At 35.6% G+C, this 25,496-nt stretch carries 25 protein-coding genes and 1 other annotated feature (1 of these 26 cut by a window edge); of the genes, 21 read left to right on the plus strand and 4 right to left on the minus strand.

Going from position 1 to position 25,496, the window contains the following annotated elements:
- Positions 1-63 (plus strand) — a binding site (T-box leader) (it extends 150 nt beyond the left edge of the window).
- Between the two features lie 38 nt (positions 64-101).
- A complete protein-coding gene (ileS, locus tag Q0E86_RS05480) occupies positions 102-2,828 on the plus strand; it encodes an isoleucine--tRNA ligase (RefSeq protein WP_295755132.1) in 2,727 nt (908 codons plus the stop codon).
- A gap of 23 nt (positions 2,829-2,851) precedes the next feature.
- Here the strand turns inward: ileS and Q0E86_RS05485 are convergent, their stop codons facing one another.
- Complete coding sequence (locus tag Q0E86_RS05485; RefSeq protein ID WP_295755134.1) at positions 2,852-3,937, minus strand: FAD:protein FMN transferase; 1,086 nt, start codon at positions 3,935-3,937, stop codon at positions 2,852-2,854.
- Between the two features lie 136 nt (positions 3,938-4,073).
- On the opposite strand from Q0E86_RS05485, the gene Q0E86_RS05490 reads away from it, so the two are divergent.
- The 7 genes from Q0E86_RS05490 to Q0E86_RS05520 are packed head-to-tail and all read left to right on the plus strand — an operon-like array spanning position 4,074 to position 8,769.
- Positions 4,074-5,366 (plus strand): RnfABCDGE type electron transport complex subunit C, encoded by a 1,293-nt coding sequence (locus Q0E86_RS05490; protein WP_295755136.1) that lies wholly within the window; start codon positions 4,074-4,076, stop codon positions 5,364-5,366.
- A gap of 11 nt (positions 5,367-5,377) precedes the next feature.
- Entirely contained in the window at positions 5,378-6,520 is a 1,143-nt protein-coding gene (locus Q0E86_RS05495; RefSeq protein ID WP_295755138.1) for an RnfABCDGE type electron transport complex subunit D, read from the plus strand.
- Positions 6,517-7,026 (plus strand): FMN-binding protein, encoded by a 510-nt coding sequence (locus Q0E86_RS05500; protein ID WP_295755140.1) that lies wholly within the window; start codon positions 6,517-6,519, stop codon positions 7,024-7,026. Before Q0E86_RS05495 ends, Q0E86_RS05500 begins: the two co-directional genes overlap by 4 nt.
- Before the next feature lie 13 nt (positions 7,027-7,039).
- The gene (rsxE, locus tag Q0E86_RS05505; protein WP_295755141.1) at positions 7,040-7,699 is read left to right on the plus strand and encodes an electron transport complex subunit RsxE; all 660 of its coding nucleotides are present in this window, start codon (positions 7,040-7,042) and stop codon (positions 7,697-7,699) included.
- 1 nt (position 7,700) lies between these two features.
- Positions 7,701-8,276 carry an electron transport complex protein RnfA gene (locus Q0E86_RS05510; RefSeq protein WP_117571602.1) on the plus strand — a complete coding sequence of 192 codons (576 nt, stop codon included), beginning with the start codon at positions 7,701-7,703 and terminating at the stop codon, positions 8,274-8,276.
- On the plus strand, positions 8,276-8,458 hold the full coding sequence (locus Q0E86_RS05515) for a hypothetical protein (RefSeq protein WP_295755143.1): 183 nt from the start codon (positions 8,276-8,278) through the stop codon (positions 8,456-8,458). Before Q0E86_RS05510 ends, Q0E86_RS05515 begins: the two co-directional genes overlap by 1 nt.
- Positions 8,459-8,460: 2 nt before the next feature.
- Positions 8,461-8,769 (plus strand): (Fe-S)-binding protein, encoded by a 309-nt coding sequence (locus tag Q0E86_RS05520; RefSeq protein WP_117571600.1) that lies wholly within the window; start codon positions 8,461-8,463, stop codon positions 8,767-8,769.
- A 27-nt stretch (positions 8,770-8,796) separates the two neighbouring features.
- Here Q0E86_RS05520 and Q0E86_RS05525 read toward each other — a convergent pair whose 3' ends face one another.
- Positions 8,797-10,431, minus strand: a complete 1,635-nt coding sequence (locus Q0E86_RS05525) for an NFACT family protein (protein ID WP_295755145.1) — start codon at positions 10,429-10,431, stop codon at positions 8,797-8,799.
- A gap of 105 nt (positions 10,432-10,536) precedes the next feature.
- Between Q0E86_RS05525 and gmk the strand changes: the two genes are divergently transcribed.
- The 7 genes from gmk (at position 10,537) to rbfA (ending at position 16,040) form a co-directional block, all read left to right on the plus strand.
- Positions 10,537-11,115 (plus strand): guanylate kinase, encoded by a 579-nt coding sequence (gene gmk, locus Q0E86_RS05530; RefSeq protein ID WP_295755147.1) that lies wholly within the window; start codon positions 10,537-10,539, stop codon positions 11,113-11,115.
- A 94-nt stretch (positions 11,116-11,209) separates the two neighbouring features.
- Entirely contained in the window at positions 11,210-11,668 is a 459-nt protein-coding gene (rimP, locus tag Q0E86_RS05535) for a ribosome maturation factor RimP (RefSeq protein WP_295755148.1), read from the plus strand.
- 10 nt (positions 11,669-11,678) lie between these two features.
- The gene (nusA, locus tag Q0E86_RS05540) at positions 11,679-13,289 is read left to right on the plus strand and encodes a transcription termination factor NusA (RefSeq protein ID WP_295755150.1); all 1,611 of its coding nucleotides are present in this window, start codon (positions 11,679-11,681) and stop codon (positions 13,287-13,289) included.
- Between the two features lie 11 nt (positions 13,290-13,300).
- Positions 13,301-13,561 carry an RNase P modulator RnpM gene (locus tag Q0E86_RS05545; protein WP_003864996.1) on the plus strand — a complete coding sequence of 87 codons (261 nt, stop codon included), beginning with the start codon at positions 13,301-13,303 and terminating at the stop codon, positions 13,559-13,561.
- On the plus strand, positions 13,554-13,844 hold the full coding sequence (locus Q0E86_RS05550) for a ribosomal L7Ae/L30e/S12e/Gadd45 family protein (RefSeq protein WP_003864997.1): 291 nt from the start codon (positions 13,554-13,556) through the stop codon (positions 13,842-13,844). Before Q0E86_RS05545 ends, Q0E86_RS05550 begins: the two co-directional genes overlap by 8 nt.
- Before the next feature lie 8 nt (positions 13,845-13,852).
- Positions 13,853-15,700, plus strand: coding sequence for a translation initiation factor IF-2 (infB, locus tag Q0E86_RS05555; RefSeq protein ID WP_295755154.1), 1,848 nt, complete (start codon positions 13,853-13,855; stop codon positions 15,698-15,700).
- A 1-nt stretch (position 15,701) separates the two neighbouring features.
- Positions 15,702-16,040, plus strand: a complete 339-nt coding sequence (gene rbfA / locus Q0E86_RS05560; RefSeq protein WP_003864999.1) for a 30S ribosome-binding factor RbfA — start codon at positions 15,702-15,704, stop codon at positions 16,038-16,040.
- 283 nt (positions 16,041-16,323) lie between these two features.
- On the opposite strand, the gene Q0E86_RS05565 is transcribed toward rbfA, so the two are convergent.
- Together Q0E86_RS05565 and Q0E86_RS05570 are read right to left on the minus strand one after the other, a co-directional pair.
- Positions 16,324-17,508: an acetyl-CoA C-acetyltransferase gene (locus Q0E86_RS05565; RefSeq protein ID WP_295755156.1), complete on the minus strand. Its 1,185-nt coding sequence runs from the start codon at positions 17,506-17,508 to the stop codon at positions 16,324-16,326.
- Positions 17,509-17,644: 136 nt separating this feature from the next.
- On the minus strand, positions 17,645-18,850 hold the full coding sequence (locus Q0E86_RS05570) for an acetyl-CoA C-acetyltransferase (protein ID WP_003865001.1): 1,206 nt from the start codon (positions 18,848-18,850) through the stop codon (positions 17,645-17,647).
- A gap of 289 nt (positions 18,851-19,139) precedes the next feature.
- Between Q0E86_RS05570 and Q0E86_RS05575 the strand changes: the two genes are divergently transcribed.
- The 6 genes from Q0E86_RS05575 to Q0E86_RS05600 all read left to right on the plus strand — a co-directional run bounded on the left by Q0E86_RS05575 (position 19,140) and on the right by Q0E86_RS05600 (position 25,416).
- Complete coding sequence (locus Q0E86_RS05575; RefSeq protein ID WP_117571806.1) at positions 19,140-20,279, plus strand: acyl-CoA dehydrogenase; 1,140 nt, start codon at positions 19,140-19,142, stop codon at positions 20,277-20,279.
- Positions 20,280-20,300: 21 nt separating this feature from the next.
- Entirely contained in the window at positions 20,301-21,095 is a 795-nt protein-coding gene (locus Q0E86_RS05580; protein WP_295755158.1) for an electron transfer flavoprotein subunit beta/FixA family protein, read from the plus strand.
- Positions 21,096-21,110: 15 nt separating this feature from the next.
- Positions 21,111-22,142 carry an electron transfer flavoprotein subunit alpha/FixB family protein gene (locus tag Q0E86_RS05585; protein ID WP_295755159.1) on the plus strand — a complete coding sequence of 344 codons (1,032 nt, stop codon included), beginning with the start codon at positions 21,111-21,113 and terminating at the stop codon, positions 22,140-22,142.
- A gap of 20 nt (positions 22,143-22,162) precedes the next feature.
- The gene (locus Q0E86_RS05590; RefSeq protein ID WP_118114494.1) at positions 22,163-22,999 is read left to right on the plus strand and encodes a 3-hydroxyacyl-CoA dehydrogenase family protein; all 837 of its coding nucleotides are present in this window, start codon (positions 22,163-22,165) and stop codon (positions 22,997-22,999) included.
- 64 nt (positions 23,000-23,063) lie between these two features.
- Entirely contained in the window at positions 23,064-23,843 is a 780-nt protein-coding gene (locus Q0E86_RS05595; RefSeq protein WP_295755161.1) for an enoyl-CoA hydratase-related protein, read from the plus strand.
- Between the two features lie 22 nt (positions 23,844-23,865).
- Positions 23,866-25,416 carry an acyl CoA:acetate/3-ketoacid CoA transferase gene (locus tag Q0E86_RS05600; RefSeq protein ID WP_295755163.1) on the plus strand — a complete coding sequence of 517 codons (1,551 nt, stop codon included), beginning with the start codon at positions 23,866-23,868 and terminating at the stop codon, positions 25,414-25,416.
- Positions 25,417-25,496 lie beyond the last annotated feature (80 nt).

The raw sequence follows: 25,496 nt of genomic DNA on the forward strand, positions 1-25,496 counted from the left end.
CATCAAAGTGCATAGTGTAAACTATGAATTAAGGTGGTACCGCGTGTTTATTACGTCCTTTTATTAGGGCGTTTTTTTTTATTTTGAAAAGGAGATAAAGTATGGACTACAAAGAAACTCTTCATATGCCTAAAACGGCATTTGAAATGCGTGGAAATTTGACGAAAAAAGAGCCTGGTTTCCAAAAACGCTGGCAAGATGAAAAATTGTATGAAAAGATGTTAGAAAGAAGAGAAGGAGCTGAATCATTTGTACTACATGATGGTCCTCCTTATGCCAATGGGGATATCCACTTAGGACATGCCTTAAATAAAGTGTTAAAAGATGTAATTGTAAAATCTCACTTTATGGAAGGATACAAAACACCATATATTCCAGGATGGGATACTCATGGTTTACCAATCGAAACAGCTGTTACTAAATTAGGTTATGACCGTAAAAAAATGGGTATCGCTGAATTTAGAAAAATCTGTTATGACTATGCTCTAAAACAAGTAGCTAATCAAAAAGCTGGATTCTTAAGTTTAGGATCTATTGGAGATTATGATCATCCTTATATCACTCTTCAAAAGGGTTTTGAAAAACACCAAATCGAAATCTTTGGAAAGATGGCTATGAAAGGTTTGATCTACAAAGGATTAAAACCAGTTTATTGGTCACCAAGTAGTGAATCAGCTTTAGCTGAGGCAGAAGTTGAATATAAAGATGTTAAGAGTCCAACAATTTATGTTAAATTTGCCGTTAAAGATGGAAAAGGCGTATTGGATACAGATTGCAACTTCGTAATTTGGACAACAACACCTTGGACTATTCCTGCAAACTTAGGAATTAGTGTAAACCCTGATTTTGACTATTCATTAGTGGATACAGAAAAGGGAAAATTGATCATGTTATCAAGCATGGTTGAAGAATTGTGCGATAAGTTTGAAGTTGAAAAACGTGATGTTTTAAAAACTTTTAAAGGTAAAGAATTCGAATATATTACATGTACTCACCCATTATATCCAGAAAGAGAAAGTTTATTGATGTGTGGAGATCACGTAACAGCTGATGCTGGTACTGGATGTGTTCATACAGCGCCTGGATTTGGTGTAGATGACTTTAATATTGGTATGAAATATGGTTTACCAGTGTATTGTAACGTGGATGCACAAGGATGCATGATGGATGATGTTGGTGAATGGCTTGCAGGTCAATATGTTGAAGATGCCAACAAGACAGTTACTCAAAAATTAGATGAATTGGGTGTATTATTAAAACTTCAATTCATTACCCACTCATACCCACATGACTGGCGTACTAAAAAACCTATTATTTTCCGTGCTACAACACAATGGTTTGCGTCAATTGATCAAATCCGTGATGAATTACTAGAACAAATTCACTCTGTATCTTGGGTACCTGCTTGGGGTGAACAACGTATGCACAATATGATTGCCGATCGTAATGACTGGTGTATTTCTCGTCAACGTGCTTGGGGTGTTCCAATTCCAATTATTTATGGAGAAGATGATACACCTATTATGGATCAAGCCATCTTTGATCATGTAGCCGAATTGGTTGGTGAATATGGATCAAACGTTTGGTTTGAAAGAGATGTTAAAGATTTATTACCAGAAGGATACACAAATGAACATTCACCAAATGGTATCTTCCGTAAAGAAACAGATACTATGGATGTTTGGTTTGACTCTGGATCAAGTCATACAGGAGCTATGATGGATCGTGGCTTAGGTTATCCTGCAGATTTATATTTTGAAGGTAGTGATCAATATCGTGGATGGTTCAACTCAAGTTTGATCGTAGGTACGGCTGTTCATGGTAAAGCTCCATACAAACAAGTATTATCGCATGGTTTCGTTATGGATGAAAAAGGCGTTAAGATGTCTAAATCACAATGGAATGCCGTTGCACCTAGTGAAATTACTAAGAAATATGGTGCAGATATCTTACGTTTGTGGGCATGTAGTGTAGACTATCAAGCGGATGTTTCAATGGGTCAAAAGATCTTGAAACAAGTTAGTGAAAACTATCGTAAAGTTCGTAATACATTGCGTTTCTTAATGGCTAACTTAGATGATCAACAATTCACAGCGAAAGATTGTGTAAACTTCAATGAATTGAGTGAATTGGATCAATATATCTTAACAGAATTAAAAGATGCCGTAGATTTCTGTAGAAAAGCTTATAATGAATATCGTTTCTCAGATGTTGTTACATATTTGACAAACTTAATGACAAACGAATTATCTGCTTACTACTTAGATTACACAAAGGATATTCTTTATATTGAAAAAGAAGATGCACCAGTTCGTCGTCAAGTTCAAACTGTACTATATAATGCCGTAGAAGTGATGACTAAATTATGGGCTCCAATCTTGGCTCATACTTGTGAAGAAGTCAATGACTATATGCACTTTGATGAAGAAAGTATCCACTTAACTACATTCAAAGACTTAGAATTAGATTTTGATGTAGAAAAGATCAAAGCGGACATGGAAGAATTATTCAAAGTTCGTAAGGATGTCTTCAAAGCTCTTGAAAATGCTCGTGCTCAAGGTTTAATTGGTAAATCACTAGAAGCACATGTTGTATTACATGTAAGTGATGCACAAAAAGAAATCATGGATCGTGTATTGAGTAATGCAGCACAATGGTTCATCGTATCTAAAGTATCATTCACAAATGATGAATTAGAACAATTCGAAGTTTGTCAGGTAAAAGTAGAAAAAGCTACAGGTCATGTATGTCCTCGTTGCTGGAACTACACAGAATCTGAAAACGAAGATGGATTGTGTGATCGTTGTAACCACGTGTTACATGACTAATTTGTAAATGAAAAAGAGTAACTCTAATCAACAAGAGTTACTCTATTTTTAATTTTGTCTGTTGTGATGATCTTATAATCTTTCGTTTCAAGATTGGATTTTATATCTGTATCTTTATCTACGATCCATATCGCTTGTACATCATAATCAAGTGTGGATAGATATTTCATTCCATCTTCTACACTCATACAAAACAAGGTTGTACTTAAGGCATCGGCTTTACCTGAATCTTTTGTGATGACGGTAACACTTCGAACATAGTTTGCAGGATAGCCTGTTTGTGGATCAATAATATGGGAATATTTTTTATTTTTATATGTGAAATATCTTTGGTAATCTCCACTTGTGACTAAACAAGTGGCTTTTTTTGTTTCATATTGAACGAGCGCATCACTTGAATCCGGGGATTGAATACCAATCTTCCAATTTGATCCATCTTCTTTTTCACCCAATAAGACAACATTACCACCGGCATTGATATATCCGTTTTTTAGTCCTGCTTTATTTAATGCTTCTTTGGCAATTTGAGCTGTGTAGCCTTTGGCAATCGCACCTAGATCAATGGATAATTCAGGATCTAAAAAGGATACTTCATTATTATTGATTTGAATATTGTTTAGATCAATATGTTTTAAAGCTTCTTGAATCTTGTCATCACTAGGAGGAACTTGTGTGTTTTCTCTAGCGTCATGCCATAAATTTAATAGGGCTCCTTGGCTGATGTCAAATTGTGAGTTTTCAGACTGCATCTTTATAGCTAGTTTTAAACAATCAATAAAGGTGGCATCCATTTGAATCGGATGATCATAAGCTTCATGATTTAAAGTATATAGGTTATTGATATTTTTATAGGCATGGTATTGATCGAATCGTTTGTTGTTTTCTTTAAATGTTTTTCGTAAGATCTTTGTATATTTGGCAAAATCTGCTTGCGAACATGAGCAATTTAGAGTGATGGGTGTGTCAAAGCCGACATCGGTTAGTGTAACATTCAGGTTTTCTGTTGTTTCATTGCCTTTATTTTGTACAAAAAATACAACGGAACTAATGAATATTAGAAAACAAATCGATAGGATCAACCATGATAATATAGACTTATTTTTTTGCATAGAAGTATTATATGATGAATTGAGTTTAATGTAAATGTAAGTACTTACCTAAATTATGGGAAATTGTCAAAAAATTCTTGAACTTGTGAAAAAAAAGGCCTATGATTAAAAAGTATAAATGGGAGGTAGGATTTATATGTCACTATTTTTAGGACCAATGAGACAGCATATTCCTGGTAAAAAAGAATTGACAGAAAAGTCTGAATTATTACATCTTATGCCTAAAAAGGAAGTTTATATTCCTTTAGTAGCAGGACGTACTTTAGATTTTGATATTCTTGTTGAAGAGGGAGATACTGTATCCGTTGGAACAAAACTGGCTGAAACAAAGTCAGGTTTTTATGTGCCAATTTATTCAAGTGTTTCTGGAACTTACAAAGGAATTGTTAAGCGTATGCACAATTCTTTGCGTCCACAAAATCACATGGTGATTGAATGCGATTTTAAACAAACCAAAGTTCAATCTTTCGCACCATTAGACTGGCAAAGCGCAAGTCGTGAAGAGTGTGTTGATTTTGTAAAAAATGCAGGTATTGTTGGTTTAGGTGGAGCTGGTTTCCCAACCTATGTAAAATATATGAAACCAGATGGAGTTGATTATGTATTGATCAATGCCGTAGAATGTGAGCCTTATATCACAGCCGATTACCGCTCTGTCATGGATGATGCACAAGATTTAGTAACAGGTGCTAAGATCATGAAGAAAATGGCTGAAGCCAAAACGGTTTACATTTGTATCAAAGAATCTCACCCAGATTTAATTGAAAAAGTTAAATCTGCATTGAATGATGCTGCTGGTGTTGAGGTTCGTCCAGTCCCTGATGTGTACCCAATGGGTTGGGAACGTGTATTAGTACGTGAAGTATTGCATAAAGAATATGGCGGATTACCAGCCGAAGCCGGCGCCATCATTGGAAATGCTTCAAGTGCCATCGCCATTGCGAAAGCATTTGAAAAAGGGGAAGCTATCACACAAAAGAATTTAACAGTGAGTGGTGAATGCGTAAAAGACCCACACAATGTATGTGTGCCAGTTGGTATGCCTGTTAGTGAAATCATCGAAGCTTGTGGTGGATATACACAAGATACAGTTCGCTTGATTTCTGGTGGACCTATGATGGGTAAAACAATTGTCAATGATATGTTTGTCGTTGACCGTGCTATGAATGCATTAACTGTACTTCCAGCTGCAAATGATGATGCGATCGCATGTTTACGTTGTGGTAAATGTAGTGATCATTGTCCAAGTGGTTTACAGCCAGTAAGAATTACAGCTGCATTGAAGGCCAATGACGTTGATGAAATGTCAAAACGTGGTGTTATGAGTTGTATCGAATGTGGAATGTGTACTTATATTTGTCCTTCTCATATCGATGTAACTGAAAATGTTCGTAAGGCAAAACGTATTGTTATGCTTAAGAAAAAGTAGGGAGGATTCAAATGAAATTTACTTTTCATGTAAGTCCAAGCATTAAGAATAACTTGTCAACACAACGTATCATGAAAGAATTATCTTTAAGTTTATTAGTTGTGTTTGTAGCAGCTGTCATTTACTATGCATCTGCATGGGGTGCTAATGCTGCTTTACATTGTGTTCTTTTATTAGCTTGTTCTTTAATTACTACATTCGTTTGCGAATCCATCTTCGCAAAGATTATGAAGAAAGATATTAAAACTTTCTTAAAGAGCTCATTTGGATGGGTTACAGCTATCATTTTAACTTTGATGGTACCTGTAAATATGTCTTGTTATGCAGTTATTATTGCGACAGTATTCGCAATCGTACTGGCAAAATTATTATTTGGTGGTTTTGGACAAAATATCTTTAACCCTGCAGCTGTAGGTCGTGCTGTTATTTTACAGGCATTTACAGGTGTTAGTGTAGGTCTAATCACACAAGCAACACCAACTACAGTGATTGCGAGTGCTTATCATTGGTTACCAGCTAATGCGACTGTATTAGATTCATTCTTATCTCAATATGGAGGATTTGCAGGTTTAGCTTTAGGAACTTATCCTGGATCTATTGGTGAAACATTCTCTATCTTGATTTTGATCATTGGAGTTGTTTTAGCTGTTCGTCAAATCATTGACTGGAGAGTTCCAGTTGTATATTTAGGAACAATTTTTGTATTAACTGCTGTTGTAGCTTTAATTACAGGAATTGATTCATACCATGGTATTCCAGCATTTATTTGGTATCCATTATTACACTTATTAACTGGTGGTGTTATTTTTGGTGCTGTATTTATGTTGACAGATCCTGTCACAAGTCCAACGAGTGCAAGTGGACGTGTTGTATTCGCGATGGGTGCAGCTATTATTACTACATTGATTCGTTTAAAAGCCAATCTTCCAGAAGGATGTTTATATTCTATTTTATTGATGAATATGTTTACGCCATGGATTGAATCTTGTTTCGATGGAAAACAATTAGAATTGGTTAAAAAATCAAGAATTGTTTGTGCTTGTTTAGCATTGATTGGTTTAGCTATCAGTTTCTATGCAGCTAGTTCCATTCAAAAGGTAGATACTATTCCTGAAACAGCTGCAGTTGTTGAAACTATGGAGGTAACTCTATGAATAAGATCGTACATTTAGGTTTATTCTTAGCTATCGTTAGTGCGGTTGCCGGTGGTGCCTTAGCATTTGCGAATCAAATGACAGCTCCAGTTATTGCAGAAAATAACGAAAGACAAGAAAAAGAATCTTTGATGGCTATGTATCCAGATGCAAGCGCAAATGATTTTAAATTAGTGAATAAAACTTTGGATTCAAAAACTGTTCAAAAGGTTTATGAATATAAAAATGTTTATATCTTTAACATGAGTGTTAGTGGATACAAAGATGGAACTGTATTCTTAGTATCCATTGATAAAGATTCAAAGAAAATTGATAAATATAATGCCATTAGTAATGGAGATACAAAAGGTCTAGGATCTCAAGTAACGGAAGCTCCATTTAAGAAGTCTTTGGAAGGAAAAGATGCAACAGGTGAATTGGATACAATTTCTGGTGCTACTGTTTCTTCAGGACCTGTTGTGAATGGTATTCATGAAGCGGCAAAACTTGTCGACAAATTAAAGTAAGGAGGTTATCTAGATGAATCGTTTTGAAAACTTTAAAGCGGGTTTAATTAAAGATAACCCAGTATTCTCATTGTTCTTAGGAATTTGTTCGACACTAGCCATTACTACAACTGTAAATAATGCGATTGGTATGGGTGTTAGTGTTATTATCGTATTGATTATGTCAAACGTAATTATTTCATGTGTTCGTAAAATTACGCCAGATGAAATTCGTATTCCAGTTTATATTGTTATTATCGCAACATTGGTTAAGATCATTCAAATGTTGATTCAAGCCTATGCGCCAAGTTTAAATACAAGCTTAGGTGTATTTATTCCATTGATCGTAGTTAACTGTATCATTTTGGGTCGTGCGGAAGCTTTCGCTAGTAAAAACGGAGTTTTGGATTCAGCTCTTGATGGTTTAGGAATGGGTCTTGGATATACTTTGGCTGTACTTGCGATGTCATTCATTCGTGAATTGATTTCGACAGGTGGAATTAAAGTGGTAAACCCATTTAATGAAGCTCAAGTATGGTTAAATCTGCATATTATTCCTGAAAACTTCACAATTAGTATCTTTGGATCTAGTGTTGGAGCCTTCATTACATTTGCGGTTTTAGCAGCAGCTGTTGGTGCTTATAAACAACATGTAACAGCTAAAGAAGAAGCTGCGGCAAAGGAGGAAAAGTAAGATGGGTGAATTAATGGCACTTTTAGTAACGAGTGTATTAGTAAATAACGTTATCTTAACTCAATTCTTAGGTATGTGTCCATTCATGGGTGTTTCTAAAAAGAAAAGCTCAGCTATTGGTATGGGTGTTGCCGTTGTCTTCGTTATCGTTGTTGCTGCATTAGTTACATATGCACTATATTATTTAGTACTTGTACCTTTACAACTTGAATTTATGGATTTGATTACATTTATCTTGGTAATCGCATCTTTGGTTCAGTTGACAGAAATGTTTATTAAAAAGACAAGTCCTGCGCTTTATAAATCTTTAGGTGTTTATTTACCTTTGATCACAACAAACTGTGTTGTATTAAATGTATGTTTAGTAAATATCTCTAATAGTTATAATTTTGCACAAATGTTAGTATACTCAATTGGTACTCCATTAGGATTTGCCCTTGTATTATTCATTTTCTCAACAATTCGTGAAAGATTAGAACAAAGTGAAGTTCCAAATGCCTTTGTTGGTAATCCAATCGCCTTGATTGTAGCTGCCATCATGGCTATGGCATTCTCTTGCTTTACAGGAATTGTATAATGAGATATTTATTCGCAATATTGTTTTTTGGCGCATTGGTCGCTATCTATATTGTTTTGTATTTAATGAATAAAAAAACACCCAAACCAGAGGGGTGTGAAGATTTAAAAGCGGATTGTGATGGATGTAAGGATTTTGCGTGCACAAACAATCCAGCTCACAATCGAGTGAAGGGAGAATAAATATGGTAATCGTAGCCGTAATTATGATGCTTGTACTTGGTGCAGTGCTTGGCTTAGGTCTAGGTGTTGCCGACAAATATTTAAAAGTAGAAGCAGATGTACGTGTTGAAAAAGTAACATCATTACTACCTGGGTATAACTGTGGTGGTTGTGGATTCCCTGGATGTAGTGGTATGGCTGAAGCCTTGGTTTCAAAAGATATGGATCATATTGCTTGTAAACCTTGTAAAGCTGACAAGCGTCAAGAAATCATTGATTACTTGAAAAACACACCAGGACCTGATGGTTCTACTATTGAAGTAAAAGGGTAAAAGAAAGAGATGGAAATTCCATCTCTTTTACTTTACCTGATGATTTTTGATGATGTCTAATAAATAAGCTTCATCTGGATCAATATAGATTGTCTTATTGGATTTCATCGTCACAAAACCGATCTTAGATCCAGGTACCTTCTTGATTTGAGAAATCAAACAATAGTCAACCGGCACAGAACTTGAATCTTTACCTTTTGAATAGTAGGCAGCTAACTGTGCACAGAGTCTGATTTGTGTTTCTGTAAAATCATCACTCTTTAATAAGACATGAGATCCATGATAGTCTTTCACATGAAACCATAAATCATTCTTACGTGAGACTTGATGAGTCACATAGTTATTTTGAATATTGTTTTTACCAACATAGATTTCACAATCCTCAAAAACAAGATGAAGAACATTTGGTTTGTTGTTTTTCTTTTTTCTTTTGTTTTCTTTTTTAGGCATTAAAACACGTTGTTTGATCAATTCCTCACGAATTTCGCCTGCATCAAATACGCTACAATGTTGTAATTGTTCTTCAAGTTGTGTGTAGTATTCAATATCTTCTTTACATTGATTGATTTGTTCTTCTAAGATGACTAAACTTCGTTTCATCTTATGATATTTCTGATAGTACTTATTCGCATTTGTCTTTAGATCATAACGCATATCAATGGGAATTGTTACTTCTTCATTTGTTTCAAAGGAAGGTAAAACGATGGTCTTTTCTTTTTTGATTTGGTACATGTACGCAAAAATCAAATCACCATATTCTTGATATTTATGATAGTCTTTACCATCTTCTAAGGCTTGTTCAAGCTTTGGAAGTTTTTTTATTTGTTTCGTCTTTTCTTTATCGACTGTACGAATTATATCTCCATATTGTTCTTTGATACGTTTCTTTTGTTCATCTTCCTCATATAAATGATTCAAGCCTTCCATAATGGTATAGGTTTTTGGTTGCTCATTTAAATGTTTTAATTCAATGCAATGAAAGTCTTTTTTATAGATGTATAAAGTATTAGAATTCACCACTTCATTTAATATATCGATATATTTTTCGTTGTTTTTTATACGATACATAAATTCATTGGAAAGTAATGGAGAAAAGCCATAGATTTGTTTGACTAGACTTTGGTCTAGATCAATATCTTTGATTTCAAATGGATTTTGTTTTTCCGGTTGGCTAGGAGCTACATACTTTGCGCCTGGATGAATGAATCGTTTCGCATTTTCATATACAGGAATACGTTTTAATGCATCCACAATTACACCATCTTTGATTAAAATAAGGTTAGCATATTTTCCCATGAGTTCGATATTTAGATCGTATTTAACTAAATCTTGAAATTCATTACGACAAGATAAGTGTAAACATAAAATACGGTCATAGCCAACTTGTTCAAAAGATTCGACAATGGCTTGGGAACATAATTTTCTTAATACCATCACAAAGTTGGATGGTTCTGGTTGAATACCGGGAATAAAGTTTGCGATATATACGCGATTTGTGTTGGAATGTACATTGATGACAAGCTTTTGATTTCCTTCATTACGCGTATGAAGATGAATCAAGATTTCTTCATCGCTGATATTTTGTATTTTACCAATTTTACATGGGGTATATGCGTTTAATTTTTCTTGAATATTGTATAAAAATAATCCGTCGATTGCCATAAAAACCTCCTTGGTCTGATAAAAATTATAACATAGTTAAATAAAATTTGACACACATGGTTTGGACTTGTAAAATGGATGAAAAAGAGGGAGAGCGAGATTCACATGGAAAGAGGTCTATTAATTATTTTGAGTGGTCCTAGTGGTGTAGGAAAAGGGACGATTCGTAAATATTTTGAAAAAGATGAACGTCTAAATTTAGCTTATTCAACTTCAATGACTACACGTAAACCGCGTGCTGGAGAGGTCGATGGAAAAGATTATTTTTTCTCAACACGTGAAGATTTTGAGAAAGCCATTAAAGAAGGGGGCCTTTTAGAGTGGGCAGAGTTTGTTGGAAACTACTATGGAACGCCTTTAAAAGAAGTTAATCGTTTGCGTGATGAAGGAAAGAATGTTTTATTAGAAATTGAAGTGCAAGGGGCTATTCAAGTACAGGAAAAATGTCCGGATGCCGTTTCAATCTTTATCATTCCGCCTTCAATGGAGGAACTAGAAAGACGTATTCGTGGTCGTAGTACAGAGCCTGAAGAAATTATTCAGCAAAGACTTGCCAAAGCGAGCAATGAAATGAAGATGGTATCTCAATATAAATATATTGTATGTAATGATGATCCAAAACTTGCGGCTGAATTAATTAAGACGATTATTCTTCGCCATGTTGAGCTTGAAGAAAACAAATAGTTGCAAATGAAGCGAATTTGTGCTATAAATTAGGTGTATAGAAATCAAAGGAGTGGGGAACCACTCCTTATGTTTTGCTACTAAGGAGAAATGTATGGACAATCTTAAAGAATGGATTGAAGAAGTTCTTAATGAAAATGGATGTCATTTGTATGATCTTGAATGGATCACAAATCAGGGGACTCCATTATTAAGAGTTTCGGTTGAAAAAGAAGACGGTACAATGGATTTGGATACTTGTGCATCTTGCTCAGATGTAATTGGACAAATGCTTGATGAAAAAGACTGGTATGCTCATGAATACATGCTTGAAGTTTGTTCGCCAGGAGCCGAAAGAGAACTCAGAACGGATGAAGAAGTTCAAAGAGCTGTTGGCAAATATGTATTTGTGAAGATGAAAGATCCAAAACAAGGTTTAGATCAAGTGGTTGGTGATCTTGTTGAAGCTACAGAAAAGGATGTAACGATTTCTTATCGTGAAAAAACAAGAACAAAGAAGATCACTATTGAAAAAAGTAACATTCAGCTGATTATGACAGCTGTAAAGGTATAGGAGAATAAAGATGAAACCAAAAATTAAAGTTGAAGATTTAGCAAAGGCTCTACAGGGTATTGAATCGGATCGTCAATTGTCAAAGGAAATTGTTGAAGATGCTTTAAAAGAAGCTTTGACAAAGGCTTATCGTAAACAAATCGAAATTCCTGAAGTTCAAGTGCGTGTAGACATTGTGGACGGAAATATTCATATCTATCATGAGCGTGTTGTTGTTGAAGAAGTTGAAGATGATGAATTAGAAGTTCAATTGGATGAAATTCAAGACGAAAATCCAAATATAAAAATCGGAGATATCGTCGATGAAGAAGTGGATTTTAGAGATTTTGATCGTGCGGCTGTAGTACTTGCGAAAAACGTAATGAAGCAAAAGATTCGTGAAGCTGAAAAGACTTTGGTTTACGAGGAATATTGTGATAAAGTCGATGAAATGGTTTTAGGAACGATTGAGACAGTTGAAGAAAAATTTGTGATCGTAAATATTGGTAAAACATTTGCGATGATGAAAAAATCAGCTCAAATTCCTACAGAACACTATAAAGAAGGCGACAACATTTTAGTTGTCATTACAGAAGTGAATAAAGAAACTAAGGGTGCGCAAGTCTTAGTATCTCGTGCAACTCCAGTCTTTGTTCGTCGTTTGTTCGAACGTGAAGTTCCAGAAATCTATAATGGAATTATTGAAATTAAGGCAATTGCTCGTGAAGCGGGTGAAAGATGTAAGATTGCGGTTTATTCTCACAATGAAAACATCGATCCAATTGGAGCTTGTATCGGTCCTAGAGGAAGTCGTGTACAAACAATCATTGAAGAATTAAATGGTGAAAAAATTGATATTTTCGAATGGTCAGACAACATTAGTGAATTGATTGCCAACGCATTAAGTCCAAGTACAGGTGTTGCGGTTATTCCAAATGAAACTGTAAAAGATGGCTTGATCGTTGTTGTTCCAGATAACCAATTATCATTAGCTATTGGTAAGCGTGGTAAAAATGCTCGTTTAGCTGTTAAACTTACAAATCACAAGATCGATATTAAATCGGAAAGTGAAATGCAGGAATTAGGTATTGACTACATGGCAATTTCTAAGAAAATGCAAGAGGAATATGAAGAAAAGAAAGCAAAAGAACGTGCTTATAAACAGCAACAAAAGATTGAAGAATTAAAATCTAATGAAACTGAGATCGAAAATATTGATGTAGCTGATTTTACTTATGAAGATGAAGAAGTGGATGCAGTTGAAGAACATGCTCAAGATACTTTATTTGAAAAGGAAAATCCAGTTGAAGAAAAAGAAGTCGATGAAATGGAAGAATTGGCTCGTATTGCCAAACAAAATCGTAAAGAAAAAACAGCTGCCGATGTAAAGGAATATACTTCTAAATTTGAATCTATGGCTGATGCTTCAAATAAACAAGAAGAAGTTGTTTCTAAACCTAAAAAAGAAAAGGTTGAAGAAGAAAAGAAAGTTGTTGAAGTTAAGAAATTCAACTATGATGATATGAAGCCAATCTATTCGGATGAAGAGTTAGCAGAAATCGAAGAACAGGAATATGAAGATGAAAACAACTGGGACGATGACGTTGACTATGAAGAATATGATGAATATTATGATGACTAGGAGTTGGTTTCATGCGTAAGATTCCAATGCGAAAATGTGTCGTAACACAAGAGCGTTTTCCTAAAAAGGATTTGATTCGTGTGGTGCGTACACCTGAAAAAACAGTTGAGATCGATTTGACAGGTAAAAAGAATGGGCATGGTGCTTATATTTCAAAAAGTTTGGATACTTTAGCTCTTGCCAAAAAGAATAAAGCTTTGCAGAGAGCTTTAGAAATTGAAATTCCCGAAGAAGTCTATCAGGAATTAGAGTCAATCATTACCAATGAATAAAGTTACGAATTTGATACAGCTAGCATATCGTGCTGGTAAAGTAGCAAAGGGTGATTCTTTACTTGTTAGTATTCAAAAATCTCAAGCAAAACTAGTACTTGTATCTTCTTTATGCGGGCAAAACCGTATGAAGAAGATTCAGGATAAATGCACATATTATAATGTGCCGTATAGAGTGGTAGAACCATCTGTATTAGATGATGTTTCTTATAAAAAGATGAGTGCTATTGCGATTGTAGATAGTGGCTTTGCCAAAGCGATTATCGAAAAGATGAAAGGTTAGGTGATTCGATGGCTTATAACAACAAAAACAAAAAGAAACCAAATCGAAAAGGGCATAAGAATTCGTATCAGTCTAATGCACCTAAAAAGGAAGAAGCAGTAAAGGAAATCACATATAGTGATGCGATTACTGTAGGTCAGTTAGCACAATTGCTTCACAAAAATAGTTCTGAAATCATTAAATTTTTATTTATGATGGGAAATATGTCAACAATCAATACAGTATTATCGGATGAGGATATTGAATTGATCTGTATGAACTTCAATGTAGAAGTACATAAAGAAATTATTGTTGATGAAGATGATATTGAAGAACAACTTCAAAATGTAGAAGAAGACGAATCTAAATTAGTATCTCGTCCTCCAGTTGTCACAATCATGGGTCACGTTGACCATGGTAAAACAACATTATTGGATACAATTCGTAAAGCCAATGTTACTGAAGGTGAATTTGGTGGTATCACACAACATATTGGTGCTTACCAGGTATCATTAAAGGGAAGAAAAGTAACGTTCTTAGATACACCAGGTCACGAAGCATTTACAGCAATGCGTGCTCGTGGTGCTCAAGTTACAGATATCGTTATTATCGTTGTTGCGGCAGATGATGGTGTAATGCCTCAAACAAAAGAAGCAGTTGATCATGCCAAAGCGGCTGGTGTTCCAATTGTAGTTGCGGTAAATAAAATTGATAAGCCAGGTGCAAATCCAGATCGTATCATGTCAGAAATGAGTGAGCTTGGAATCATGCCAGAAGAATGGGGTGGAGATACAATCTTTACTCAGGTTTCTGCAAAAAAAGGAACGGGAGTTCCAGAATTATTGGAAACGATGTTATTAGTTGCGGATATGCAGGAATTAAAGGCAAATCCAGATACAAATGCTTCTGGTACTGTAATTGAAGCGAAGTTAGATAAAGGTCGTGGACCAGTAGCTACATTGCTTGTACAACGTGGTACATTACATACGGGAGATAGTGTTGTAGTTGGTACTTCTTATGGTCGTGTTCGTAAAATGACAAATGATCGTGGTATGGAAATCAAACATGCTGAACCAAGTTGTCCAGTTGAAATCATTGGTCTAAATGAAGTGCCTAGAGCTGGTGATGTCTTCATGTCTTATGATAGCTACAAGAAAGCTGCAGAAATTGCTGGTCATCGTTTGGATAAACAAATTGAAAAAGAACGTAATTCAACAAGTGCTATGTCATTGGAAGATTTGGCAAAGAGAATTGATGAGGGTGATGTTCAAGAAATCAATGTCTTGATCAAAGCGGATGTTCAAGGTTCTGCCGAAGCTTTAAAGGCAAGTATGGAAAAACTAGAAGTCGATGGAAACGTTCGTATCAATGTCATTCGTTCAACTGTAGGTACAATTACAGAATCCGATATCTTATTAGCAAGTGCTTCAAATGCGATTATTTATGGATTTAACATTCGTCCTAGTGCAGCCATTCGTAAAAAAGCGGAAGAAGAAGGTGTAGAAATTCGTTTACACAACATCATCTATAAAGCTTTAGAAGAATTACAAGCTGCAATGAAAGGTATGCTTGCACCAGTATATGAAGAAGTTGTCATTGGTCAGGCGGATGTTCGTCAGATTTATAAGGTAAGTAAGATTGGTACGATTGCCGGATGTATGGTTACTGATGGTAAGATGAAACGTGATTGTAAAGTTCGTTTGATCCGTGAAGGTATTGTTGTTTATACCGGTAAACTTGGATCATTACGTCGTTTTGAAAATGATGTTAAAGAAGTACTAAATGGTTACGAATGTGGTATGACAATCGAAAACTTTAACGATATTAAAGTAGGAGATATTTTAGAAGGCTTCGAAGATCAGGAAGTGGAAGAATAGTATGTCATTAAAAACAGAACGTATGGAGATGACAATTCAAAGAGAGATTTCACGTATTCTTCAATTTGAATTGAAAAATCCAAATTTAGGTTTTTGTACGATAACGGATGTACGATGTACAAATGATTTATCACAAGCCAAAGTTTATGTTACATTCCTTGGGAAACAAGGGCGTAATGATGCGGGTATGCGTGTGTTAAATCAATCAAAGGGTTTCATTCGTTCTCAAGTAGCAAAAAAAATAAAGATTCGTAAAATGCCAGAATTGATCTTTGTACAAGATACAAGTCTTGAACAGGGAAATAAGATTGAAAACATTTTAAAGGAAATCGAAAAATAGAGAAGACTTAGTGGTCTTCTCTATTTTTGTTTGTCGATAGTATTAAGGAACAGAGTCCTAATGGTAGATAAGTAAAATTCTTTGTTAAGAAATATACGAATATAAAACATATCCCTGCGAAAATAAATAATATTCGATTTAAATTTGACTTCATAGTTATAGTAACTCCTTCAAATTGATTATAACAGAAAAAATTGTTGAATTGTAAAAGGCAAGAAAAAAAGAAGAGATTCAGTTTTGTTTGAATCTCTTTTTAGAAGTAGTTAGTTATTATTGATTAAAATTAGTCACGTTCTACGATAGTAGCACAACCCATACCACCACCGATGCAAAGTGTAGCTAAACCTTTCTTAGCGTCACGTTTTTGCATTTCGTGAAGTAATGTAACTAAAATACGGCATCCACTAGCTCCAACTGGGTGTCCTAATGCTACGGCTCCACCGTTAACGTTAACTTTACTCATATCGAATCCTAATTCTCTAGCAACAGCTACAGATTGAGCAGCGAAAGCTTCGTTAGCTTCGATTAAGTCCATATCGTCTACTGTTAATCCAGTTCTTTCCATAACTTTACGAGTAGCAGCAACTGGTCCAATACCCATAATTTCTGGTTCAACACCAGCTAATGCACCTTGTACCCAAGTAGCCATTGGTGTAACACCTAATTCTTTAGCTTTTTCTTCGCTCATAACAACGATTGCAGCAGCACCATCATTGATACCTGAAGCATTACCAGCAGTTACCATTCCGCCTTCTTTACCAGAGCAGCAACGTAATTTAGCTAATGTTTCAGCAGTAGTTCCTGGACGAGGTCCTTCATCCACTTTGAATTCAACGATTTCTTTTTTAACTTTAACTGGAACTGGTACGATTTCATCATCGAATTTGTGTTCAGCCATAGCTTTTTCTGCTTTTTGTTGAGAGTTAGCTGAGAATTCATCTAATTCTTCACGAGTTAAGTGCCAACGATCACAGATGTTTTCAGCAGTGATCATCATGTGGTAGTGGTTAAATGCATCAGTTAATGCATCATTTACCATTGTATCGACGATAGTAGCGTTGTTCATACGGTAACCAAAACGTGCTTTAGTCATAGCATATGGTGCCATTGACATATTTTCCATACCACCAGCAACAACGATGTCAGCTTGACCAGCTTTAATCATTGCAGCAGCTTGGTTAACACAGTTTAAACCAGATCCACAAACAACATTTAATGTAACGGCAGGAACTTCAATTGGTAGACCAGCTTTGATACTAGCTTGACGAGCAACGTTTTGTCCTTGAGCAGCTTGGATAACGCATCCCATTAATACTTCGTCAACTTGTTCAGGTTTAACACCTGCACGGTTCAATGCTTCTTTAATAACGATTGCACCTAAATCAGCAGCTGGAGTGTTACTTAAAGCTCCACCCATTTTACCAATAGCAGTACGACATGCACCTGCTAAAACTACTTTTTTTGTCATATTAATATTCCTCCATGTAAGACTCATAAGTCATTTACCTTTTAAACTTTAACATAGTGAATGATTAAAATCAATCACAAATTAAAAAATTCACAAGTGAATCTAAAGAAATAAGGAGAACTTGTCTCCTTATTGATTAATCGCACATTTTTACGATAACAGCGGCACCTTGTCCTCCACCAATACATAGAGAAGCAAGACCGATTTTTGATTTACGTTTTTGCATTTCATATAGTAATGAAACTAAGATACGGTTTCCACTAGCTCCAACTGGGTGACCTAATGCAATAGCACCACCATTTACGTTTGTCTTAGCTAAGAATGCTTCACGATCCATACCTGTAGCTTCTTCTAATTCGTGGATAACACCTAATGATTGAGCAGCAAATGCTTCGTTCAATTCAACTAAGTCAAGATCTTCAATCTTAAGATCTGCATATTTTAATGCGTTTAAGATAGCTGGTGTTGGACCAAGTCCCATAACTCGTGGATCAACTCCACCTTGTCCAAATCCGATAACTTCAGCGATTGGTGTTAAGTTATATTTCTTAACAGCATCTTCACTGGCAACGATTGTAAATGAAGCACCATCATTGATACCAGAAGCATTACCTGCAGTAACAGTTCCGTCTGCATTGAATGCAGGACGTAATTTAGCTAATTTTTCCAAGCTTGTTTTACGAGGGTGTTCATCTGTATCGAATACAACTTCACCTTTACGAGTTTTATAAGTGATTGGAACGATTTCATCTTTAAATTTACCTGCAGCAATAGCAGCTAAAGCTTTTTCTTGAGAAGCAAATGCGAATTCATCTTGTGCTTCACGAGAAATGTTATATTTTTTAGCGATGTTGTCAGCTGTACATCCCATGTGAATTCCGTACATTGCATCTGTTAAACCATCGTGTAACATAGCATCTACTAATTTTTGATCTCCCATCTTAGTTCCTGTACGGTTTTTGTAGCTTAACATAAATGGAGCACGAGTCATCGATTCGACACCACCAGCAACATATAAGTCACCAAAGTTAGCTTGAATACGAAGTGTAGCTTCCATAACGGCTTTTAAACCAGAACCACATAACATATTGATTGATTGTGCACATACTTCAACAGGAATTCCTGCATCAAAAGCAACGTGACGAGCAATGTTTTGTCCTAAACCTGCAGCAATTACGTTACCGATAATAACTTCATCCAAGTTAGCTGGATCGATATTTGCTTGTTTAATTGTTTCTTTTAAAACAGTTGCTCCAACTGTAGCTAAATCTACATCAGTTAAACTTCCTAAAAAAGTACCAATTGCACTACGTTTAGCAGCAACAATATAAGCTTTTCTCATTTGTATACCTACTTTCTACTCCTAATCGAGATTAACTTTTACATGCTTAGTCTAGACCTTAAAATAGGGGATGTCAATAACTTGTTTAAAAATTCACATGTTAAAAATACTTAATATATATTAATAAGATAGGGTATTTGAAACAATTTGTTAAAATATTAACAAAATCATTGACGAGGGTAAAAAAAGTATGTAGAATATGACTGTGTGAAAAGTTTAACATACTTTCTCATGCTATCGATGTCCTAATTCGAATAGTTCAAGAAAACTGGAAAGGAGAACTTCATTTATGGATTTCAATTTAACAGAACAACAATTAATGATGCAAAAGTTGTTCAGAGAAGTTGCGCAAAACGAAGTAAAAGAAAACGCAGCGGATGTTGACGAAAACGAAAGATTCCCTAAGGAATCTGTAGAAGTGATGCGTCAAGCAAAAATGCTTGGTATTCCTTATTCACGTGAATACGGAGGAGCTGGCGCAGATTATTTATGCTACATTTTAGCAATTGAAGAATTGTCTAAAACATGTGCTACAAGTGGTGTAGTTTTATCAGCTCACACTTCATTAGGTACTTGGCCAATCGCTCAATTTGGTACTGAAGAACAAAAACAAAGATTCTTAACAGATCTATGTACAGGTAAGAAATTGGCTGCATTTGGTTTAACTGAACCAAACGCTGGTACAGATGCTGCTGGACAACAAACTACAGCTGTATTAGATGGTGACGAATATGTTATCAATGGTACAAAAATTTTCATTACAAATGCTGGAGAAGCTGATGTATATGTAATTTTTGCCATGACAGACAAAACAAAAGGTACTCGTGGAATTTCTGCTTTCATTCTTGAAAAGGGAACTCCAGGATTCACATTCGGTCTTCACGAAAAGAAATTAGGTATTCGTGGATCTGCTACATGTGAATTAATTTTCAATAATGTACGTATTCCAAAAGAAAACTTATTAGGAAAAGAAGGTATGGGATTCAAGATTGCCATGCAGACACTTGATGGTGGACGTATTGGTATCGCTGCTCAAGCATTAGGAATTGCTCAAGGTGCAATCGATGAAGCCGTTGCTTATGTAAAACAACGTAAACAATTTGGTCGTCCAATTGCTAAATTCCAAAACACTCAATTCCAATTAGCTGATATGCAAACAAAAACAGATGCAGCTCGTTGGTTAGTATATTCTGCAGCTACTGCTAAACAAGAAGGTCGTCCTTATACTCAATTAGCAGCTGAAGCAAAATTATTTGCGGCTGAAACAGCTATGGAAGTTACAACTAAAGCTATCCAATTATTAGGTGGATACGGATATACTCGTGACTTACCAGTAGAAAGAATGTTTAGAGATGCTAAGATCACTGAAATCTACGAAGGTACATCAGAAGTACAACGTATGGTCATCTCTGGCGCTATGTTGAAGTAAGAAAGGAATTGGTGTTGAAAAATGAAAATTGTTGTTTTAGAAAAACAAGTTCCGGATTCAACTGAGATTACAGTTGATAAAAAAACTGGTGCGTTAATTCGTGACGGTGTTCCTGCAATCACAAACCCAGATGATTTAGCTGGTTTGGAAGCTGCATTGGAAGTAAAAGACAAAAACCCTGACACTGAAGTTGTTGTAATGACAATGGGATTACCTAAAGCTGCTGAAATGTTAAAAGAAGGCGTAGCTATGGGTGCTGACAAAGGTGTTTTATTAACAGACCGTGTATTAGGTGGATCTGATACATGTGCTACAAGTATCGCTTTAGCTGCTGCTTTGAAAAAAGTAGGATTCGACTTAGTTATCGCTGGTCGTCAAGCTATCGATGGTGATACTGCTCAGGTAGGACCTCAAACTGCAGAACGTTTGGATATTCCTCAAGTTACTTATGTAGATGAAATCTTAGAAGTAAAAGAAGATTCAATTACTGTTAAACGTTCATTAGAAGATGTTGAACAAATCGTAACTGCTAAGTTGCCATGTGTTATCACAACATTATCTGGAATGAACAAACCTCGTTACATGCAATGTGACAACATCGTTGACTTATGTAAAGAAGACAAGATTGAAGTTTTAACAAATGCTGAATTAGGAATCGATCCTGAAACAGTTGGTTTCAAAGGTTCTCCTACATCAGTTAAAACTACTTTCACAAAAGATGTTACTGACAAAACAGAAGTATTCACATTGTCTGAGCAGGAAACTGCAGATATGATTGCTAAGACTTTGAAAGAAAAGCAAATCATTACAAAGTAGGGAGGATGAAGTAGAATGGCTCGATTTGAAGAATATAAAGATATCTTCGTTTTCGTTGAACAAGAAAACGGAAACATTGCAGAAGTAAGTTATGAACTTATTTCAGAAGCAAGAAAACTAGTTGCTTCTATCCCTGAATTTGGATACAAAGTAGTTGGTGTATTGCTTGGAGAAAATGTAAAAGAAAAAGCTCAAGAAGTTATTAGTCATGGAGCTGACAAAGTAATCGTTGTTGATGATGCTTTATTAAAAGACTATTCAACTCAATTCTATGCTGATGCTTTAACACAAGTTGTTTTAGCTCACAAACCAGATTCAATGTTAACTGGTGCAACTCCTTTAGGACGTGACTTAGCACCACGTGTAGCTGCTCGTTTAAATGTTGGTTTAACTGCAGATGCTACTAAAATTGAAGTGGATTTAGAATATGCTAAAGAAACTGGTGAATCATTATTAGACGTAACTCGTCCAACATTCGGTGGTAACTTATTCGGTACAATCGTATGTAAAGACACTCGTCCACAGATGGCTACAATCAGACCAAAAGTATTCGAATTGGCTCCAACAGATACTAGCCGTACTGGTGAAGTTGAAGAATTTACTCCATCATGGACAACTACAGATCCTCAAGTATTTGTAGAAAAAGTAATCGAAAAAGTCAAAGCAGATGTAGATATTACAAAAGCTAATATCTTAGTAGGTGCTGGTCGTGGTGCTGAAAACTGCTTAGATGTACTTCAAAAAGTAGCTGACGAATTAGGTGGTGTAGTTTGCTGTACACGTGCCGTTGTTGAAGATGGATTCTTAGACAAAGATCGTCAGGTAGGTCAAACAGGTAAAACTGTACGTCCTTCATTATATATCGCTTGTGGTATTTCTGGAGCTGTACAACACTGTGCTGGTATGGACAAATCAGATTTGATCATCTCTATCAACCGTGACCCTCAAGCAGAAATCTTCAATATTTCTAACATGGGATTCGTTGGAGATTGCGCAACTGTATTACCTTTATTAGTTGAATCAATTAAAGCTGCAAGAGCTGAATAATAAAAAGGAGCATATTTAAAATGAAAAATGTAGGTGTTATTGGTGCTGGAACAATGGGGCAAGGTATTGCCAATGCATTTGCTACAGCTGGATACAATGTAACTGTATGTGATATTAAAATCGAATGGGCACAAAATGGAATCAACAAAATTGGTGCTAAATTAGATAAATTAGTATCTCGTGAAAAAATTACTGCTGAAAAAGCTGAAGGTATCAAAGCTAACTTAACAGCTGGTGAATACAAAGATTTAGCTGATTGCGATTTAATCGTTGAAGCTGTTCTTGAAAAAATGGAAATCAAAAAAGACTTATTCAAGACTTTAGATGAAATCTGTAAAGAAGATTGCATTTTCGGAACAAACACTTCAAGTTTAAGTGTTACTGAAATTGCTAACGGAATCAAACACAACGTTATCGGTATGCACTTCTTCAACCCAGCTGATCGTATGAAATTAGTTGAAGTTATCTCTGGTGAAAACACTCCAGTTGAAACTAAAGAAGCTATCATCGAATACTCTAAATCATTAGGAAAAACTCCAGTAGAAGTTGCTGAAGGACCTGGATTTGTAGTTAACCGTATCTTGATTCCAATGATCAATGAAGCTTGCTTCATTTACCAAGAAGGATTGGCAAGTGTTGAAGATATCGATACAGCTATGAAACTTGGAGCTAACCACCCAATGGGACCATTGGCTTTGGGTGACTTAATTGGATTGGATATCGTTTTAGATGTAATGGAAGTATTATATACTGAAACTGGAGATCCTAAATATCGTCCATGTACATTATTAAAGAAAATGGTTCGTGCTGGAAAATTAGGTCAAAAAACTAAACAAGGATTCTACAGCTACAACTAGTGAAATAACTAAAGTGAAACACTCGTTGTTTCACTTTTTATTTAAATATTAGAGGAGAAAAATCATGGAAAACGTATTATTAGAAAAACAAGGTCACGTTTCAATTATCACAATCAATCGTGAAAAAGCATTAAATGCATTATCAACTGCTGTATTAAACGATTTAGAAGAAGCTGTTAACACAGTTGAAGCTGACAAAGACACTTATTGTGTAGTTATCACAGGTGCTGGAAGCAAATCTTTCGTTGCTGGTGCAGATATTGCTGAAATGAAAGACAAAACTGTTGAAGAAGCTGCTGAATATGGAGCTTATGGAAACAAGATCTTCCGTCAAATCGAAACTTTACACTGCCCAGTTATCGCTGCAGTAAATGGTTTTGCATTAGGTGGTGGATGCGAATTAAGTATGGCATGTGATATTCGTATCGCAGCTGAAAATGCTATTTTTGGACAACCAGAAGTAGGATTAGGAATTACTCCAGGTTTTGGTGGAACTCAACGTTTAGCTCGTTTAGTACCTGCTGGAATTGCTAAAGAAATGATCTTTACAGCTCGTAACATCAAAGCAGATAAAGCATTGGCTATCGGATTAGTAAATGCGGTTGTTCCTCAAGAAGAATTAATGGCTACTGCATTAAAAATGGCTAATGGAATCTGTAAAAATGCTCCAATCGCTGTTGCACAATCTAAAAAAGCTATCAACGCTGGACTTCAAACAGATATGGATTCAGCTATCGCTATCGAAGTTAAAGATTTCTCAGATTGCTTCGCTACAGAAGACCAAACTTATGGTATGGAATGCTTCGTAAATAAAGTAAAAGAAAAAGAATTTAAAAACAAATAATTTATTTGAAAGGATGATTTAAATGTCAAAAGTAATGTCAGCCCAAGAAGCCATCAGTATGATCAAAGATGGTGACAAAATTGGTGTTGGTGGATTTATTGGAATGGGTCACCCTCAAGAACTTAGTGTTGCCATTGAAAAGAGTTTCTTAGAAACAGGACACCCAAGAGATTTAACAGTTATGTTCTCTGCCGGTGTAGGAGATGGTACTCCAGATCTTGGATTAAACCATATGGGTCATGAAGGATTGCTAAAAAGAATCATTGGTGGACACTGGGGATTGATTCCTACTTTCCAAAAATTAGTTTTCGAAAATAAAGTGGAAGGCTATAACTTACCTTTAGGAACTATTAGTTTGATGTTCCGTGAAATCGCAGGTCACCGTCCAGGTGTTATCACAAAAATCGGTTTAAAAACATTTATCGACCCTCGTTTAGAAGGTGCGAAGATGAATGAACGTACAACTGAAGATTTAGTTGAATTAATCAATATGGATGGGGAAGAATGGTTACGTTATAAATCATTCCCATTAGATATCGCATTGATTCGTGGTACATATGCCGATGAAGATGGAAACTGCTCAATGTGTAAAGAAGCAGCTACTCTAGATTCAATCAGTATTGCGCAAGCTGTTAAAAACAGTGGTGGTAAAGTTATTTTACAGGTTGAAAAAGTTGTAGAACGTGGATCATTAAAACCAATGGATGTTAAGATTCCAGGAATTTATGTGGATGCGATCGTTGTTGCTGAACCTGAAAATCATTGGCAAACTTACTCAGATCCATACAACCCATCATTCTGTGGAGAAATCCGTGTACCAGTGGATTCAATTGAACCAATGCCACTAAATGCACGTAAAGTTGTATGTCGTCGTGCTGCAATGGAACTTGATCCAACTGCAGTAATCAACTTAGGAATTGGTATGCCAGAAGGTATCGCAAATGTTGCCAACGAAGAAGGTCTTCCAGGACTTAAGATGACAGTTGAGGCCGGAGGAATCGGTGGTGTTCCAATGAATGGTACTGCCTTTGGTGCTTGTACTAACCCAGATGCGATCATTGATCAAACATATCAGTTTGACTTCTATGATGGTGGTGGATTAGATCAAGCTTTCTTAGGACTTGCAGAATGTGATTCGAAAGGTGATATCAATGTTTCTCGTTTTGGACCAAAAATTGCAGGATGCGGTGGATTTATCAATATCACACAAACTTCACCAGTCGTTGTTTATTGTGGAACATTCACTGCTAAAGGTTTAAAAGAAACAATTGGCAATGGTAAATTGACAATTGATCAAGAAGGTCAAATCAAGAAATTCAAAAATCACATTGAACAAGTTACATTCTCAGCTGATTATGCGAATGAAACAGGTCAAAAAGTCTTATATATCACGGAGCGTGCCGTATTTAAGTTGATTGATGGAAAATTAACATTGATCGAAATTGCTCCAGGTGTAGATCTACAAAAAGATGTATTAGACCAAATGGAATTCAAACCATATATTGCTGAAGATTTGAAATTGATGGATGCACGTCTATTTACAGACGAAGTCATGGGATTAAAAGAAGAATAAAAAGGCGCAATAAATTTGGATGGGGTTAGGTGAATTTGCTCTCCAAGAATTTAAGGGGCGGCATATACCCCAAAACGGTT

The organism is uncultured Holdemanella sp., assembly GCF_934754935.1.
In the GTDB taxonomy this organism is placed as follows: domain Bacteria; phylum Bacillota_I; class Bacilli_A; order Erysipelotrichales; family Erysipelotrichaceae; genus Holdemanella.